At 60.0% G+C, this 17471-nt stretch carries 16 protein-coding genes; 4 read left to right on the plus strand and 12 right to left on the minus strand.

The genetic code is table 11. The annotated features are described in order from the left end of the window. Nucleotides 1–84 precede the first annotated feature (84 nt). The 3 genes from LA304_RS03650 to LA304_RS03660 form a co-directional block, all read right to left on the minus strand. A complete protein-coding gene (locus LA304_RS03650) occupies nt 85–1797 on the minus strand; it encodes a capsule biosynthesis protein (RefSeq protein ID WP_224501763.1) in 1713 nt (570 codons plus the stop codon). After that, the gene (locus tag LA304_RS03655) at nt 1778–2434 is read right to left on the minus strand and encodes an ABC transporter ATP-binding protein (RefSeq protein ID WP_224502472.1); all 657 of its coding nucleotides are present in this window, start codon (nt 2432–2434) and stop codon (nt 1778–1780) included. The genes LA304_RS03650 and LA304_RS03655 overlap by 20 nt, the downstream gene beginning before the upstream one ends. Nucleotides 2435–2628: 194 nt before the next feature. Further along, nucleotides 2629–3909, minus strand: coding sequence for a Na+/H+ antiporter NhaA (locus LA304_RS03660; protein WP_224501764.1), 1281 nt, complete (start codon nt 3907–3909; stop codon nt 2629–2631). Nucleotides 3910–4344: 435 nt separating this feature from the next. Between LA304_RS03660 and LA304_RS03665 the strand changes: the two genes are divergently transcribed. Beyond that, the gene (locus LA304_RS03665; RefSeq protein WP_224501765.1) at nt 4345–4560 is read left to right on the plus strand and encodes a hypothetical protein; all 216 of its coding nucleotides are present in this window, start codon (nt 4345–4347) and stop codon (nt 4558–4560) included. Nucleotides 4561–4649: 89 nt separating this feature from the next. Here the strand turns inward: LA304_RS03665 and LA304_RS03670 are convergent, their stop codons facing one another. Both LA304_RS03670 and LA304_RS03675 read right to left on the minus strand, forming a co-directional pair. Continuing rightward, a complete protein-coding gene (locus tag LA304_RS03670) occupies nt 4650–5675 on the minus strand; it encodes a permease (protein ID WP_224501766.1) in 1026 nt (341 codons plus the stop codon). Then, on the minus strand, nt 5668–6021 hold the full coding sequence (locus tag LA304_RS03675) for an ArsR/SmtB family transcription factor (RefSeq protein ID WP_224501767.1): 354 nt from the start codon (nt 6019–6021) through the stop codon (nt 5668–5670). Before LA304_RS03675 ends, LA304_RS03670 begins: the two co-directional genes overlap by 8 nt. A gap of 90 nt (nt 6022–6111) precedes the next feature. Between LA304_RS03675 and LA304_RS03680 the strand changes: the two genes are divergently transcribed. Both LA304_RS03680 and LA304_RS03685 read left to right on the plus strand, forming a co-directional pair. Next, complete coding sequence (locus LA304_RS03680) at nt 6112–6690, plus strand: uracil-DNA glycosylase family protein (protein ID WP_224501768.1); 579 nt, start codon at nt 6112–6114, stop codon at nt 6688–6690. Then, on the plus strand, nt 6687–7478 hold the full coding sequence (locus tag LA304_RS03685; protein WP_224501769.1) for an SseB family protein: 792 nt from the start codon (nt 6687–6689) through the stop codon (nt 7476–7478). Before LA304_RS03680 ends, LA304_RS03685 begins: the two co-directional genes overlap by 4 nt. Here the strand turns inward: LA304_RS03685 and LA304_RS03690 are convergent, their stop codons facing one another. From LA304_RS03690 to LA304_RS03720, 7 genes are all read right to left on the minus strand, one after another. Then, nucleotides 7479–8411 carry a 2-hydroxyacid dehydrogenase gene (locus tag LA304_RS03690; protein ID WP_224501770.1) on the minus strand — a complete coding sequence of 311 codons (933 nt, stop codon included), beginning with the start codon at nt 8409–8411 and terminating at the stop codon, nt 7479–7481. 9 nt (nt 8412–8420) lie between these two features. Beyond that, the gene (gene rodA / locus LA304_RS03695; protein WP_224501771.1) at nt 8421–9569 is read right to left on the minus strand and encodes a rod shape-determining protein RodA; all 1149 of its coding nucleotides are present in this window, start codon (nt 9567–9569) and stop codon (nt 8421–8423) included. Beyond that, entirely contained in the window at nt 9566–11485 is a 1920-nt protein-coding gene (gene mrdA / locus LA304_RS03700) for a penicillin-binding protein 2 (protein WP_224501772.1), read from the minus strand. Before mrdA ends, rodA begins: the two co-directional genes overlap by 4 nt. Beyond that, nucleotides 11482–12021, minus strand: a complete 540-nt coding sequence (locus LA304_RS03705) for a rod shape-determining protein MreD (RefSeq protein WP_224501773.1) — start codon at nt 12019–12021, stop codon at nt 11482–11484. The genes mrdA and LA304_RS03705 overlap by 4 nt, the downstream gene beginning before the upstream one ends. After that, nucleotides 12014–12928: a rod shape-determining protein MreC gene (gene mreC, locus LA304_RS03710; RefSeq protein WP_224501774.1), complete on the minus strand. Its 915-nt coding sequence runs from the start codon at nt 12926–12928 to the stop codon at nt 12014–12016. The genes LA304_RS03705 and mreC overlap by 8 nt, the downstream gene beginning before the upstream one ends. A gap of 59 nt (nt 12929–12987) precedes the next feature. Further along, nucleotides 12988–14025: a rod shape-determining protein gene (locus tag LA304_RS03715; protein ID WP_224501775.1), complete on the minus strand. Its 1038-nt coding sequence runs from the start codon at nt 14023–14025 to the stop codon at nt 12988–12990. 188 nt (nt 14026–14213) lie between these two features. Continuing rightward, a complete protein-coding gene (locus LA304_RS03720) occupies nt 14214–15791 on the minus strand; it encodes a 2-isopropylmalate synthase (protein ID WP_224501776.1) in 1578 nt (525 codons plus the stop codon). Between the two features lie 397 nt (nt 15792–16188). On the opposite strand from LA304_RS03720, the gene LA304_RS03725 reads away from it, so the two are divergent. Further along, complete coding sequence (locus tag LA304_RS03725; protein WP_224501777.1) at nt 16189–17463, plus strand: NAD(P)/FAD-dependent oxidoreductase; 1275 nt, start codon at nt 16189–16191, stop codon at nt 17461–17463. Nucleotides 17464–17471: the final 8 nt, after the last annotated feature.

Consider the following 17471-nt stretch of genomic DNA (forward strand, 5'->3'; position numbering starts at 1 on the left):
ACGTCGCAGATGCGGGTTTCCGTCGGGGGCGCAGATTGACATTCTGTCGCAGGCCGAAGTGGCCCGCGACAGTTGATCCGGTCTTTATGCGGAGACTTGCTCTCGCAGAACGGCGGCTGTGAGTGCGGCCATGAGGTAGATGCCGGAAAAGATCAGCATCGCCAAAAGCGTGTTCTCGAATTTGCGCGGATAGGTCGGCTCGTCCGGTGCAACTGGGCGTGAGGAGAGCGACAGATACCGCACCTGACGGTTGGCTTCGATCCGAGCCGCCTCCAGCGCCTGAAGCGCCTGCTGTGCCATCAGTTGACGAGTGGTGAGTTCACCCTCTGCCATGCGCAGTTCTGCTGTGATGCGTGCCAACGACGCGGAGCCGTTATTGGCTTCGGTCAAGGAACTTCTCAGATCCGTGATGAGGGATTCCAGTCGCCGAATATCGCCGCGTGTGCCGTCAACACGCGCCTGGTTTGGGTTTTCGTTGTCGAGGAGCTGCTGCAGCGCGAGTTTCTTGTTCTGGAGCTGTGATTCAAAGCCTGAAATTTGCGACATGATCGAAGATGTCTCCGCGTCCGCAGAGAAAATCCCGAGCTGCTCTTGCAGCAAAATCACCCTCTCTTGTGCTGCGATCATTTTATCTTCGGCATCTTCGAGGCTCTCACGGGCGCCCTTCATCTGATCTTCGCGTAGACGTTGCGTCAGATCGTCCACCTGCTCCTCGGCATATGCCACGAGAAGATCGGAAAATTCTTGGGACGTTTCCGGATCGCCGGCCACAACCTCGAGCCGCAAAAGCCCCTCAGTGGGGTCATATCCGACGGTCACGCGCTTCTTATAGACTTTGTAGGTCTCTTCGTTGGTCGGATTCTCCGGCAGACGTTGGATCGGGTCGATGGCCTCAGAGGAGAAATGCTCTCTGAACCCCGCATCCGCATCAAGGCGCAGCATCGCGTCGCGCGATGTCAAATAGTCCTGCACGGTGATCGAGTCTTGTGACGTGGCCAGCGGCGACCCCGAAATGATGCCGCCCAGCCCGCTCATGGTCGCGGATGGCGCTTCCGCCTGTTGAATCACGAAAGCGGATTTGGTCCCGTACATCGGCGCAGCGATATTGTAGAAATAGATGCCCGACACGAGGGTCGGAATGCCGATAAAGACAAATAGGCGAACCGCAAGAAGCAGCAATTTGCGTTTGCGTCGGTTCGCGATGTCGCGCTGGATTTTCCAAATTTCGTCTTCATTCGACAGCCGTTCCAACACGTCGTCGGAGAGCAATGGCGACGCCCCTGTGACGGGCCCGGGGACCTTATCGGCGCTCGTTGTTGCGACCTCGCGGGAACCGCTTTCCGCGTCGTCCGCTGCAATCATATCGAGCACTGCGCCCTGTTTGAACGGATCGATGCCTGCACGACGCAAGAGGCGCACCGCGTCAAAATCCGACGTGGCCACAATGTCGTGCATCTGGGCGATCCGGCGCGCCAGTCTCAGTTGGCGTCCGGTGAGACCCTCTCGGCGAATCGCATCAATCTCTGCGTTGATCTCGTCTTCATCCTCCGGCTCGCTCTCTGTCGTGCCAGAACCATTGTTTTTGGCTTTCAAAGCGTCCGCGGCAGCCGATCCGGGGTAGGGTGCATCACCAAACCCGTCGCTGCCCGCATCAGTGTCAAAGGGCTTGTCCGCTGCCTCGGCGGCGGCGCCGTCGGACGGCAGAACCTCTCCCTCCTGCACCTCAGGTGCAGGCGTGGCGCTGCGCGGCGTTCGACGCACTCGGAATTTTGGGGCTTTAACCTTCTTTGTAGTCATAGAGAGCTCTGGCCTCTTCCAATGTGTCGAACATATACAGGCGTCCGTTTCTGAGCACGGCTGCGGAACGACAGAATTTCTCAAGTGTCGACGGGTTGTGCGATACCACAATCATCGTGGTCCGTTCGAGGCGCTCACGAAGAATCGACCCCGCCTTTCGGTTGAAGTTCACGTCCGCAGTTCCGGGCATCCCCTCATCGATCAAATACATATCGAAATCGAGCGCCAGTAGCAGCGAGAAAGAAAGGCGCGAGCGCATGCCTGATGAGTATTGGTTCACAGGGCGTTCGAAGTATTCTTCAAGATCGCAGAGCCAGCGACAGAACGCCTCAACGTAATCCGGGTCGAGGTCATAGAGCTCTGCGATAAAGCGCACGTTTTCGCGCGCCGTGTGCTTCCCGACCAGACCGCCCATGAAACCGAGCGGAAAAGAGATGCGGCAGCCGCGACGAATTTCGCCCTCGTCGGGTTTTTCCAGGCCGCTCATCATGTTGACGATCGTGGTTTTGCCGGTTCCGTTCGGGGCGAGAATGCCAAGCGAGTGTCCGAGTTCGACACGGAAAGACGCGCGATCAAGGATCACCTTGCGCTGCTTTCCGGTCCAAAAGGACTTACTCACATTGTCGAATTCGAGCATCACCAATTGCCCTGATTTGCCTGCGGCCACACCTAGCGGGTTTTTCTTAACGAGTGTCTACAAAACTATTCAGGCCACATTATGTCGCGGACCGGTATCTTGGGTGCCTCGCCAAGTAACTCTTTAAAGAAAAACGGGGCCAAAGTGTATTGCTTCGGCCCCGTCTAAATCACGGACGTCTGATCACGATTGGGTCAGATGTTTTGCTTTTGCACGCGGCAGAGTTTGCCCGCCACGATGGAGATGATCGCGGCAAAGAAGGAGAAGAGCGCACCCATCTTCGCCGCGGCCTGAACCGGTGTCTCTCCGAGCATCGTGTCTGCGTCGAAGGCAACGGACGCGATGAACAGCGACACTGTAAAGCCGATTGCTGCCACACAGCCGATCACGAAGAGGTCAATTGTGCGCATGCCTGCCGGAAGCCCGAGCTTGAAGACATGCGCCGCTAGCGCCCCCATGATCAGGATGCCGACCGGTTTGCCGATCAGAAGACCGCCGAGAACGAGCCAGGTCGGCTCTCCAATCGCATTGAATTCCACGCCCGCGTTGAGCAGGCCGAAGAAGAACAGGATGACTTCCACCGGCGTTTTCAGGCGGTGCTCGATGTCGTTGAGCAGGTCGTGGAGATGCTCTTCCGCCTCGGCAAAGATGCCGAATGCGCGGTCCGCGTGCGGAATGGTCGGCACGATGGGCAGAAGTCCCAGAGCAGGGTGGATCCCCGCACGCATGAAGCCATACCAGGAAATGCACGCTGCGATCAGATACGGCCAGAAGCCGAGCTTCTGACGCACCCATGTGGATGTCGGGCGCAATTGGTTGCCCGCGTCCATCTTGCGCGGCAGCCAGTTCGCCAGCAGGAACACGAGGATCGCGGCGCCGACGGACAGAAGGAGCCATTGAACAGCCAGTTCGCCGCTCGGGTAGAAGATCGCGAGGATCACGAGGCCAGCCGCGTCATCGGCAATCGCGAGGAGCAGCAGGAAGCGCACAGCGGGGTGACCCGCGCCAAAGACGATCCGGCCCACAAGATAGGAGAACGCAATGTCCGTTGCGGTCGGCACAGCCCAGCCATTGGCAACCGCATCGTAGGTGTCGGAACCGAGAACCATGGCGAGGCCGAGATATACAGCGATCGGGCCAAACATGCCGCCAGCCGTCGCGATGAGCGGGGTCGCCGCTTTCTTGCCGCGTAGGGAGCCGTTCTTGAGAATGACCGCTTCCCACACCTCTTTCGCAGCGATTGCAAAGAAGAAGGCCATCAGCACGTCGTTGAAGAGGTAATGCAGGGTCAGAGTCCGGTGAACATGCCCGTGATCATCCATATGCGGGTGACCGATGAAGAAGTTCTCCGCAATCGGGAATTCCACAAAAGCGTGGTAGGAATGGCTATCCACGTTCGCCCAGATCAGCGCAATAATGGCGCCGAAAATCAACAATAGTGAGTAGTTGGTAATAAAGTTCCAGACCCTGTACATTCGGGGCGCCCTCCGCAGCCTTGTTCTTTTTTCGGCTCGGGAATAGTGCAACTGAAACCGCAGAGCAAGCACAGGACGCCCCCGAGAGCGCTCACAGGGCTTTTTGATGCAGGATTGTTCAGAAAAGCGACCGACTGAGGCTCACCAGAAGGCGCTTATCAGTGCAGGCATCAGTGGCGCTACAGCTCTCGCTGCGGTAACAGGTAATTTGGGTGAAAGCGCTCGGCTGAGCAGGCAAAACGAGAAGTGCGACACGAAATGAGGCAACCTGAACCTATTAGTTGGAAATGGGTCATCATATTTCTTGTGTTCGCCTGCGTCGTGTTCTGTGCTCACACAGTCTGGCACGGAACACTCTCGTGGAGCACCATTGTCAGCGCATTGGGAGCCGGACTTCTTTACGCGGGGTTGGCAGTCGGAGTTGGTTCGATTTACTTGAATACACGAACTGTTCTTGTGAGCTGGGTCGCGATCCTCATGCTGTCGTTTGTCTCTGCGGCCATTGCGCTAGGCGCATTTCCGTTTCAATCGTCAGGGATGTCGTTCGTCGAGCTTTTGATCGAGATGGGGGTGAAAACCTATCTCGTGCTGCTTGCTGGTATTGCGGTGATCAGAGGCGCCTATACGTTCCAGTCGGCGTCAAACGAGTAACGATTAAAGTGCTGCCTTCGGTAACGTGGGTACGGGTAAGCGCGGGCAAGATATGAGCGTGCTTACCATTAGATTTGTTTCCAGCTTTCTCAGAAAAGCGACCAAACCAACCCTGCTAGAAAGGCCCCGATCAGCGCAAATCCGATGTAGGCCGCAAACACGCGGGGTTTCACGAGGGCCCAAACTGCTACAGCCGCCGGAATGCAGGAGATGCCGCCTGCGATCATGAAGGACATCGCCGCGCCCGGGGCCATGCCTTGCGAGATAAGGCCGGACATGAGCGGCACAGCGGCGAAGCCGTTGAGGTAGGCGGGTGCGCCGACCAGCGCGCCGATGAGGATCGGGCGGAGGCCTTCGCCGCCCATCACGGACGCAATCATCTCGGCAGGCAGGTAGGAGAGCATGATGCTCTCGAGGATATAGGCGACGAGCATCCATTTTCCGAGGAACAGCAGGTTCTTCACGAAGCTGGATTTGAAAGTCTCAATCCGTTTGCTGTCACGCCAGAAGGTCCAGTTCGCTTGTCCGCGCAGGCCGGAGGTGGCGCAGCAGGACGGCTTGGTGAACTCTTTGAGCGGGTCGGCAAAGAGCGCGGTGCCGCCCAGAAGTTTGACGCCGAACCCGCCCATCAATCCGATGGTCACTGCCGCCACGGTCTTGGCCACAGCGAAGTCCATGCCCAATTCCCCCGCCGTGATCAGGAACATCGCGGGGTCCATGAGCGGAGAGGCGAGCCAAAAGGCCATGACGGCTGACAGCGGCACACCCACAGCGAGCGACGCAGCGATAAACGGGATCACCTGACAGGAGCAGAACGGGGAAATGCCGCCCACGATTGCTGCCGCGAAGATCATATGCACCTCGCGCCCCTCGAACGCCTTGGTCAAAAGCGTTTCGGCCCCAGACGCCTGCACATAGGCCGTCGCGATGATAGCGAAGAGCACAAACGGCGCGGCCCGCCAGAGCGCCTCTGCCGTGAACGTCGCTGTAGGCCAGAGGTTTGCGGGGTCCATTATCGCCACGATTACGAGGATCACCGCCGTCACGAGCAGCGCTTTGTCGAGCTTCTTCCAAATCTGCGGCAGGCGCGGCGGGGTTTGGGTGAGATCAGTCATGGCAATGGTCCTCGGTGGAGCAATCGGGCGCGACGCAATCGGCGCAGCATTCGGAGAGAAGGGCGGAGACGAGCGTGTCGAGTTCGCGGTAATCCGCCGCGATACAGAGAACAGACCGGCCCTGTTTGACCTGCTTCGCCAGCTTGGTCGCGGCGAGTGTCTTCATATGGTGGGTGAGGGTCGCCCCTGTGATGCCCGTCCGCGCGCCAAGCTCGCCGATGGTGAGGCCCTCCGGCCCCGCCCGCACAAGGGTGCGCAGGACCATGAGGCGTTGCTCCGATCCCAAGGCGGCAAAGGTGCTTGCGGCCTCAGCGAGGCTAATGTCGTCAAAATGCGGCACGGACATGCGACTCTCCTGAATTTATATTTTGATAATTTTAGAAATATAGAAATGAGTCAAGTGGCCATTGGTCGCATGACGCACTAAAACACCGCCATGACGCTTGAACAGGACATCCGCGCGTGCCGCCTCTGTGAAACCCGCTTTCGGGAGACCGCGACGGCCCATAGCCCGCGTCCTGTCGTGTGGTTCCGCCCCAATGCGCGGATTTTGATCGCAGGGCAGGCCCCCGGCGCGCGGGTGCATGAGAGCGGTCGCCCCTTCACCGACCCGTCCGGCGACCGCCTGCGTGATTGGCTCGGGATGGATGAGGCGACGTTTTACGATCAGGACCGAATAGCCATTGTGCCGATGGGCTTCTGCTTTCCGGGATATGATGCCAAAGGTGCGGACATTCCGCCGCCGAAGCTGTGTCGCGAGACGTGGCATGATCGTGTGATGCAGGAGCTGGGCGGCATTGACCTCATCCTCCCCGTTGGCCTCCATGCCATCCGCTATCATATGGGGGTAAAGACCTCCCTGACCGACACCGTGCGGAACTGGCGCGCCACTGCGCCGCGCGTCTTTCCCTTGCCTCATCCGTCGTGGCGCAATACGGGTTGGCTAAGAAAAAATCCGTGGTTCGAAGCAGAACTGCTGCCGGAACTGCGCCGCCGAGTAAGAGAGTTGCTATGACCGAACAGACCCCCGTCGATCTCGCCCATGCGGCTATGGAAGCCGCGCCGGAAGATGATAACGCCCGCCTGAGATATTTCGAGCGCGTGGCAGACGGGGAGTGGTTTCTCCTGCTCGACGAGGAACACGATGGCGAAGGTCCGATCAGCCCGCGTGTGTTTCCAGTCGAGGAGAACAATTTCCTCGTGGCTTTCGACCGCGAACAGCGCTTGGCGGAGTTCGCTGGGCAGGCGCCCTATGCGGCGATGTCCGGTCGTGTCCTTGCAGAAATGCTTGCTGGGTCGGGCTATGGTCTCGGGTTGAACCTGTCGGTTGCGCCGTCTGAAATGCTCCTGCCGTCCGAGGCCGTCGAATGGCTCCACGCGACCTTGGGCAACGCGCCGACCGAGACCCATGGGAAGCCCGAAGAGATTTTCCCGCCAGCAGGGCTGCCGGAAATCCTGATCACCGCTCTCGACGCGAAACTCGCGATTGCGGCGGGCCTGGCGAAGCTTTGCTACCTGTCCGGCGTGAAGTACGAGGATGGTGTGCGGTCACACCTCTTGGCCTTCGTTGATCAGATTCCGGGCTCAGAGGATGTGTTGGCGCGTCTCGTGTCCGAGGCGCTGATCTTCTCCGGCGTGGAGGCCGGTGCGCTCGACGTGGCGTTCTTCAAGTCGTCCGATCCGCTGTGCGCCCCGCTCGCGCGTTATGGCCTACGTTTTGACCTGCCGGAGCCGGAGCCGCTTGAGACCAACGGACCGTCCGCGCCGGGCATGGACCCGTCCGCGCCGCCGATCCTCAAGTAATCAATAGCCTGCCGTCCGGTCGACGAGATGGAGCAGAGGCTCACCCGCCTCACTCCTCCGGATGTTCTCTGCAATGACCTCAGACGCCGTGTTCGCGCGCGTCTCCGCTGCGATGTGCGGGGTCACGGTGACGTGTGGATGGCTCCAGTAGGGGTGATCTGTCGGGAGCGGCTCCACACGGAACACATCCAGCGTCGCGTGCCCGATTTGACCACTGTCGAGCGCGACCAACAGAGCCTCATCGTCGATGAGCGTCCCGCGACCGGGGTTCACGATACACGCGCCTTTAGGCATGAGCGCGAGGGTCTCTGCGTTGAGTGTGTTTTCTGTTGCGGGCGTGTTGGGCAGCAGCAGCACGGCGATTTCCGCCGTGGCAAGCGCCTTCTTCAACCCTTCAGGACCGGACACGCAGGTGAGACCTTCGATCTCTTTCGGACGGCGAGACCAACCGGTGACTTTGAAGCCAAGTCCAGCCAGTGCAAGCGCGCAGGCCTGCCCCAACTCGCCCAAGCCCAGAACCGTGACTGGCCGATCCTTCGCGAGCGGTGGCGTGAGGTGGTCCCATACGCCCTTGAGCCCATGGATATGCCGGTCCATCCCGAGGTGATAGCGCATCACGTGCCCCACCACATAATCCCGCATCCCGAGCGCTAGCCCGTCATCGACCATCCGGCACAGCGGCTGGGTGAGCGTCTTGTTCGGCGCGATCCGTTCCACACCCGCCCAGAGGCTCAGAACGGCTTTGGCATGAGTGAAGGGTGTGAAATCCGTGAGCTCGTCGTTGGGCGCATAGACGATGTAATCCACCGTCTCGGGCGAAGCCTCGCGCGTGAGTTCGGCCTCAATCCCTGCCGCGGCCAGCGCCTTTGGAAGAGCGGCTTCATAATCAGGCCAAATACGATCCGGGGCGGAAAACAGGAGTGTGAGGCTCATCAAAGGTCCTTAGCGTTTGCCGCGCGGGCGGTGGACATGGGCGGATTGTACGATCCCGAAGGCCGCGAGCAGCACGAGCATTGCCGACCCACCATAAGATACAAGCGGCAGCGGAACCCCCACCACTGGCATCAGGCCCATCACCATCGACATATTCACCGCAAAGAACAGGAAGAACGTCGCCGCAATCCCGATAGTCACGAGCGATCCGAACCGGTCCTTGTTGTTCATTGCGGAGACGAGGCAGAAGATGATCACACCCGCGTAAAGCGCGAGCAGGGAAATCCCGCCGATAAAGCCGAACTCTTCGGCCAGAGTCGTGAAGATAAAGTCGGTGTGCTTTTCCGGCAGGAAGTTCAACCGCGACTGTGTGCCCTGCATGAACCCGCGCCCCGTCCAGCCGCCGGAGCCGAGCGCGATCTTTGCCTGCGTGATGTGATAGCCCGCGCCGAGCGGGTCCGCCGACGGGTCAAGGAACGTATCGATCCGGCGGTATTGGTAGTCTTGCAAGAGCTGCCATGGCGTGCCGCGCGATAGGAAGACAGCGCTCACCATGCCGACAAAGAGCGAAATCACCGCCCCGAAATACCACCAGCTCACACCTGCCGCGAGCATCACAATCGCGCCGCCGGTCACGAGCAACAGGGACGTGCCGAGGTCCGGCTGCTTGAGCACGAGCACGGTCGGAAGCAGGATAAGAGCGACTGGAATGATGACCCAGAGTGGGCGCGACACTTTTTCGAGCGGCAGCCAGTCATAATAGGCTGCGAGCAACATCACGAGCGAGATTTTCATCAACTCGGACGGCTGAAGCCGCATGAACCCGAGATCGATCCACCGCTGAGCACCCATCCCCACGTGCCCGAAAAACTCCACGAAGATCAAAAGCATGAAGGAGCCGATATAGGCTAGCCCCGCAATGTTGCGCCAGAACCAGATTGGCACCATCGCGATCATCAACATGGCCACCATGCCGAGGGCGAAACGCTTCATCTGCGGTTCGGCCCACGGCTGAAACGACCCGCCCGCGTTCGAATAGAGCATCAAAAAACCGACGGAGGCCACCGCAGACAACAGAACGATGAGCGCCCAGTTGAGGTAAAGCACTTTGGACAGGCCCGTCGGGATGGTCTTCAGGTTACTCTCAAGATAACTCATGCCTGACTTCTCCCGACCTTCTCCGGGTCTTGCCCGATGATGGGGAGGGACTCGAGGCGCTCACGGATCGTGTTGCGCTGGGACGAAGGATAGGACGAGAGCGGCGGCACGCTGCCATGCAGGGCAAAGAGCATCAGATCGCGCGCGATTGGTGCCGCGACAGAGGACCCGCCACCGCCATGTTCGACCACGACCGACACCGCATAACGCGGCGCGTCCGAGGGCGCGAAAGCGACAAAGAGCGCGTGGTCACGCTGTTCCCATGGCACTTCGCTGTTGTCCACGACAGTAGAGCGAACCTGAGACGTTCCCGTCTTGCCCGACATGCGCAGCGCTTCGTCAGCAATGCGTGAAGCGAATGCCGTCCCGCGGTTGGAGTTCGACACCTCGAACATCCCCTGACGCACAGATCGCAGCATGTTCTCGTTGATGCCGAGCGGCTCACCTCCCCGGATCGGCTGCTCAACGCCATCAACGGATTTCAACAGACGTGGAATGATCTCACGGTTGGTGGCGATGCGCGCGGTCATGACGGCGAGTTGCATTGGCGTGGCGAGGACAAAACCCTGACCGATTGAGGCGTTGAGACTATCCCCGACCAACCAATCCGCGCCGCGGTTTTCGAGTTTCCACTGTTTGTCCGGCATGAGACCGGAACTGACGCCGGACAGCGGCAAATCGTAATCTTGCCCGAGACCGAGACGACGCCCCATCTCAGCGATCTTTTCGATCCCTGCGCGCTGGGCCATCTCGTAATAGAAAACGTCGCACGAATGGCGGAGCGATCCCACCACGTTCAGGTTGCCGTGACCCGCCCGTTTCCAGCAGTGGAAGCGGCGGCCACCATATTCGATATGCCCGAGGCACCGCACGGTTTCGTCGGGATCGACCGCATCCGCTTCGAGCGCAGCCAGCGCCGTCACCATCTTGAATGTCGATCCGGGCGGGTAGGCGCCCTGCACCGATTTCGCGGGCAGCGGGCGGTGGTCGTTTTCAAGCAAAGCCCGATAATCTGCCGAAGAGATCCCGCGCACGAACAAGTTCGGGTCGAACGCAGGCGTGGAGCCCGCCGCGAGAATGTCGCCGGTTTCGACATCAAGGATCACCGCAGAGGCGCTTTCGCCGCCCAATCGCGCCTGAACGAAGTTCTGGAGTTTGTGGTCGACCGTGAGCTGGATATTCGCGCCGGGTTGGCCTTCTTGGCGATCCAGTTCTCGGATGATCCGGCCATAGGCATTCTGTTCGACGCGCCGCAGGCCTGCGCCACCTTTGAGCGTGTCTTCAAGCTGCGCTTCGACCCCGAATTTCCCGAGTTGGAATTTCGGAATTTTATAGAGCGGATCGACGGTCTCCATCTTGGAGATGTCATAGCTCGACACCGGACCGACGTAGCCGACGACATGCGCGAAGTCGTTGTGCCACGGGTAATAGCGGGACAGGCCGACCTCGGGCGTCACGCCGGGAAGGGCAGGTCCGTTCGCGGAGATGAGCGAGAAAGCTTCCCAGCTGAGGCGGTCCGCAATCGTCACGGGCGCAGAGGGGCCAGCGTCCTTGAGTTGCTTGCGCACGCGTTCCTGCTCTTCCGGCGACAGGCCGATGAGCGCTTCGAGTTTCTCGAGAACCGTGTCGAGTTCCTCTGCGTCTTCGGGCCGGATGACGATCCGGAAGGTCTGTTCATTCTCGGCAATGAGTGTGCCATTGCGGTCGTAAATCAGGCCGCGGGCCGGGGCGAGGAGGAAGTCGCCGATGCGGTTGTCCTCGGCCAGTAGCCGGAACTTGTCCGCCTGATCGACCTGCAGATACCGCATGCGTAGCCCGAGCAAGCCCATGAAGGCGAGCTGCGAGCCGCCGAGGAACAGGGCGCGGCGAGTGATCTTGCGGGCGGAGGTGGCGGTTTCTGCGGGGGAACGTCTCATCGCACATACCCCATCTCATCGGCCTCGGTCGCCGTGATCTTGCGCATCCCGAGCACGGAGTGCGACAGGACCGCGAGGACTGGGTAGCTCAGAATCGTCGAAATCTGGCTCAGGATCGTCAGGCCGAGCGAGGTTTGGTCCACCATGAAGATGGCGAGCACAAAGCGGTTCAGCACGGCCATCGCCAAGAGCACCCCCGACACCATCGCCCACTCGACCGCGAACGGCATGTCGCGGGACGTGGGTTCGCGGCGGCGCAGGAATTCGAGGGCGAGGACTGTGAGAGCGGACCAGAGGCCCGGAGGCCGCAGAAACACGAAATCCGCAGCGAGCATCACGATTGCTACCAGAAACACCGGCACATAGTCGGGCCGCCGTAGCACCCACACAAACGCGAGCGCGAGGATCAGGTCCGGCCCCGGCCAGCGCCCCGATCCGACACTGATGGGCAGCAGATAGAAAAAGGTTACGACGCAGGCGAAGGCAATAAAGCCGAGCCGAAAACTCATCGTGCGGACGGTGCGCGGGTCAACCATCGGTGGCCTCCCCCTCTGTCACGCCCTCCTCGACGGCCGCAGTCGCGCCCTCAGGAATGATCAGAGAGCCGGGATCGGTGATCAACTCGCCCTCATGCGTGCGTAGAACTCGTAGATAGTCGAGACGTTCGTAATCGGCTGCGAGGATCACACGCAAACGGCGGTCCGGTCCTTTCGCGACCTGACCGATCAACAGGCCAGGCGGAAAGACCCCGCCATCGCCCGACGAAATCACACGGTCGCCGGGGCGAACCAACTCCGGCGTTTCAATGAAGTCGAGCGTGGGGCGGATCGTGTTGTCGCCCGAGAGAATTGCCCGCTGGCCCGACGGCTGGATCGTCACGGAGAGACGCGAGTTGCTGTCGGTCAGGAGAATCACGCGCGAGGTGTTCTGCCCCACGCCAGAAATGCGCCCCACCAATCCGACGCCGTCCATCGTGGCCCAGCCATCACGGATACCGTCGCGCGCGCCGACATTTAACAGCACGGATTGCCGGAACGGAGAGCCGCTATCCGCCATGACCACACCGGTCACATAGGTATATCGCGGGTCGATGCGGACCTTGTTCAGATCGAGAAGCTTGGCGTTCTTCTGCTCAAGCTGAAGCGCCGCTTCCTTCCACGCCTGCATCTGGCGCAGCTCGCTCCGAAGCTCCTGGTTCTGGTCGTAAAGGCGTTGATAGCTCTGGAAATTCTCGACCATGCCAATGGTCTTGGTCACCGGCACCAATGCCCATTCCATCGACGGCACGACCTTGTCCACGAGATTGGCCCGCATGCGTTCGACACGCGGGCTGTCGATGCGCCAGAGGATGAAGAGACCGCCAAGGCACAACAGCAAAATCCCGATCAGCAAACGCCGGATCGGGCGGACGTAGGTATCCGCATTGCCTCTGTCTTTGGCCACAGCGCCCTCTTACGGTCTGTCGTCAGGTGGCCGGTGCGGTGCGCATGCACCGCAGGCCCTCAGCTTTCGTAATCAATAACGTGCCGGAGTTGCTTTTCATATTCCAGCGCTTTGCCGGTGCCCAAGGCCACACAATTGAGTGACTCATCGGCGACCGAGATTGCGAGACCGGTCTGCTCGCGCAGCGCAAGGTCGAGTTCCCCGAGCAATGCACCACCACCGGTGAGCATCACGCCACGGTCCACGATGTCAGCCGCGAGATCCGGCGGGGTGGTCTCCAGCGCGGTCATCACAGCTTCGCAAATCTGCTGTACAGGTTCGGCCAGTGCTTCGGCAACTTGCGCCTGGTTGATTTCGATCTCTTTCGGCACACCGTTGAGCAGGTCGCGACCGCGAATGGTCAGGACGGAGCCACGGCCATCATCGGGCATACGGGCGGTGCCGATGGTGGTTTTGATCCGCTCTGCGGTGCCTTCGCCGATCAGGAGGTTCTGTTGACGGCGCAGGTAGGCGATGATCGCATCGTCCATCCGGTCACCACCGACGCGCACGGAGCGTGCATACACGATGTCACCGAGGGACAGAACGGCGACCTCGGTGGTGCCGCCGCCGATGTCGACGACCATGTTGCCGGTCGGGTCCGTGATGGGCATGCCGGCCCCGATGGCTGCGGCGATCGGTTCTGCGATCAGACCTGCGCGGCGGGCACCGGCGGAGAGCACAGATTGACGGATCGCGCGTTTTTCAACGGGGGTAGCGCCATGCGGAACGCAGACAATGATTTTCGGCTTCGAAAAGGTACTGCGTCTGTGCACTTTGCGGATGAAGTGCTTGATCATCTCTTCGGCGGTATCGAAGTCGGCGATCACGCCTTCGCGCATCGGGCGGATGGCTTCGATGGAGCCGGGGGTCTTGCCGAGCATGTGCTTGGCGTCCTCTCCGACCGCGAGCACCTGCTTGCGCCCGTCTTTGACGTGATAGGCGACAACAGACGGTTCGTTCAGAATGATGCCTTTGCCTTTGACATAGACCAGCGTGTTCGCTGTGCCCAAGTCGATTGCCATATCCGAGGAGAAGATGCCCGCAAATCCCGCCATGTTTATCCCGCTGCCCTGAAAAATATCCGTAGGGAGAATCCCTGTATCGAACCGCTTATAGGCGGCGCAGAGCCTGTGTGAAAGGGGCGGCAGAGGCGCCGCTGCGCAAAGTCCCGCTCACATGCGGGTGTTTGCCACGAAAAAGGCGCCCCCGAGGGAGCGCCTGTGATCTTTTAGGCTGTCTGAGTTCAAACAGCGTCGGTGTATTTCACCGTTTTGACGTCCGCATCCGGTGCCGATTTCTCGCGGCGCACCAGCAGGCGGTTGAGCGCGTTCACGTAGGCCTTTGCCGAGGCAACCACAGTGTCGGTGTCGGAGCTTTGGCCGGTGACGATTTTACCATCTTCTTCGAGACGCACGGACACGGTTGCCTGTGCATCGGTGCCCTCGGTCACAGCATGCACCTGATAGAGTTGCAGGCGGGCGGTGGTCGGGAAGATCGCCTTGATCGCGGTAAAGGTTGCATCGACCGGACCGTCGCCCTGACAGGTGATCTGTTTGTCCACACCATCGACTTCGAGCGTCAGGTCCGCGGATTGCGGGGCTTCTGTGCCGCAGATCACGCGCAGGAATTTCACCTTGATGCGCTCGTTCTGATCCGCCGCACCGGCGTCACGCAGCAGCGCGATCAGGTCGTCGTCGAACACTTCTTTTTTGCGGTCGGCGAGGTCTTTGAAGCGCACGAACACGTCTTTGAGCTGGTTGTCCGCCATCGGATAGCCCATCTCGTCGAGCTTGGCGCGCAGAGCTGCGCGACCAGAGTGTTTGCCGAGCGGCAGGGACGTGCCGGAGAGACCCACGTCCTGCGGACGCATGATCTCGAAGGTTTCCTTGTTCTTGAGCATGCCGTCCTGGTGGATGCCGCTTTCGTGCGCGAAGGCGTTTTTGCCGACGATGGCTTTGTTGAACTGCACCGGGAAGCCGGAGACCTGAGAGACGCGGCGGGAAATGCCCATGATCTTCGTCGTGTCGATGCCAGTGTCATAGGGCATCACGTCGTGACGCACTTTGAGGGCCATGACGACCTCTTCAAGTGCGGTGTTGCCCGCGCGTTCGCCCAGACCGTTGATCGTGCATTCGATCTGACGTGCGCCCGCCTCGACTGCGGCCAGCGCGTTTGCGGTCGCCATTCCGAGATCGTTGTGACAGTGGGTCGCGAAGATCACGTCGTCTGCCCCCGGCACGCGTTCGAGCAGCATGCGGATGATATCCGCAGACTCGCGCGGGATGGTGTAGCCCACGGTGTCCGGAATGTTGATCGTGGTTGCACCCGCCTTGATCGCAATCTCGACGACGCGGCACAGGTAGTCATGTTCTGTGCGGATCGCGTCCATCGGGGACCACTGCACGTTGTCGCAGAGGTTGCGGGCGTGGCTCACGGTCTCGTGGATCTGGTTCGCCATCTCGTCCATCGACAGTGCGGTGATGTCGCGGTGCAGGGGCGAGGTGCCGATAAAGGTGTGAATGCGGCCCTGCGGCGCGTGTTTCACGGCCTCCCAGCAGCGATCAATGTCCTTGGCGTTGGCGCGCGCGAGGCCACAGATCACGGAATTCTTGGCGTTCTTCGCGATGTCAGAGACGGCTTCGAAATCGCCTTCAGAGGCGATCGGGAAACCGGCCTCAATGATGTCGACCCCCATCGCGTCGAGCATCCCCGCAATCTCGAGCTTTTCATTGTGGCTCATCGTGGCGCCCGGGCTCTGTTCGCCGTCACGCAGGGTCGTATCGAAAATCAGGACGCGGTCCTGCTTGGATGTCTCGGTCATTTTGAAATCTCTCTTTTGTTCCTTAGCGTTTGCAGTGCTGTGTGGCGCTTGGACATACCTCTGAGCCTCGCGCCGTGGGCACGCTCAGAGGCAGCTAAGGAGAAGAAGGTCATGACGACGGGCTGCGTCAGTGCGCAGTCTCGGAGCAGGGATATGTGCTTTCATCGTCATGGCTCGGGAATATACGGCGCGCTCCGGCAAAGAAAACCCCAAAACGCGCCTGCCACGACAGAATCTTGTGCAGACCTCCGAAATTATCGCCATTTATTAATTCAAAACTATGAATGTGTTGTTGCGTCATGCTAGACACGGGGCGAAATCAAAGTCGCCGGATCGAGGGTCTGGTAAAATCATCCGGCAGTTCGTGGAGGGGCTGCCGTGCAAGGGGAGAGAGACTATGGCACATATTGTGGTGCTTGGCGCGGGGCTCGGTGGGAGCATTCAGGCCTATGAACTCAAAGATACTGTTGGCAAAGACGACAAAATCACCGTCATTTCCAACAAAAGCTACTTCCAATTCACCCCGTCGAACCCGTGGGCGGGTGTCGGCTGGCGCAAAAAGGAAGACCTGATCATTGAACTCGAGCCGGTGATGAAACGACGCGGCATTGACTTCATCTGTGACGGCGCGGTCAAGCTTGACCCGAAAACGAACACCATCACGCTCGCATCAGGACGCGAGGTCACCTACGACTATCTCGTGATCGCCACCGGACCGGACCTCGCCTTTGACGAGATTGAAGGCTTTGGCCCTGAGGGCTACACCCATTCCGTTTGCCACGTCGAACACGCCACCGTCTCCGGCGATCAGTGGGAAGACTTCTGCGCCAATCCTGGCCCGATTGTCGTCGGCGCGGTGCAGGGCGCGTCCTGCTTTGGTCCGGCCTATGAATACGCCATGACCATCGACACTGACCTGCGGCGCCGCAAAATCCGCGACAAGGTGCCGATGACCTTTGTGACGCCCGAACCTTATATCGGGCATCTTGGCCTCGGTGGTGTGGGCGATACCAAAGGGATGCTCGAGTCGATCATGCGCGACCGCTCCATCCGCTGGATCACCAACGCCAAGACGAACAAGTTCGAGGACGGCACCGTTCACGTCACCGAATGCGACGAGGACGGCAATCCGAAGAAAGAGCACGCCTTGCCGTTCTCCTATTCGATGCTGCTGCCCGCTTTCCGTGGCATTCCGGCCCTGATGGGGATCGAAGGTCTCGTGAACCCGCGCGGTTTTGTCATCGTAGACGAATTCCACCGCAATCCGACTTTTCCGAATGTCTTCGCCATCGGCGTCTGCATCGCCATCGCACCGAAAGAACCGACCGCCGTCCCGACCGGCGTGCCGAAAACCGGCTTTATGATCGAATCCATGGTCACAGCCACCGCCCACAACCTGCCAATGGTGATGCGCGGCGAAGAGCCGAAAGAACTCGCCTCTTGGAATGCGCTCTGCCTCGCGGACTTCGGTGACGGTGGCGCGGCCTTCCTCGCCATGCCGCAGAACCCGCCGCGCAACGTGAACTGGGCGGCTTCCGGCAAATGGGTCCACTGGGCGAAACTCGCGTTCGAGTGGTACTTCATGCGCAAAGTGAAAAAGGGCGTCTCGGAGCCATTTTATGAACGCATGATCATGAAGATGATGAAGGTCAACAAACTGAAAGACAGCTGATCTTTTCC

This window comes from Celeribacter litoreus (genome assembly GCF_020165855.1).
Lineage (GTDB): Bacteria > Pseudomonadota > Alphaproteobacteria > Rhodobacterales > Rhodobacteraceae > Celeribacter > Celeribacter litoreus.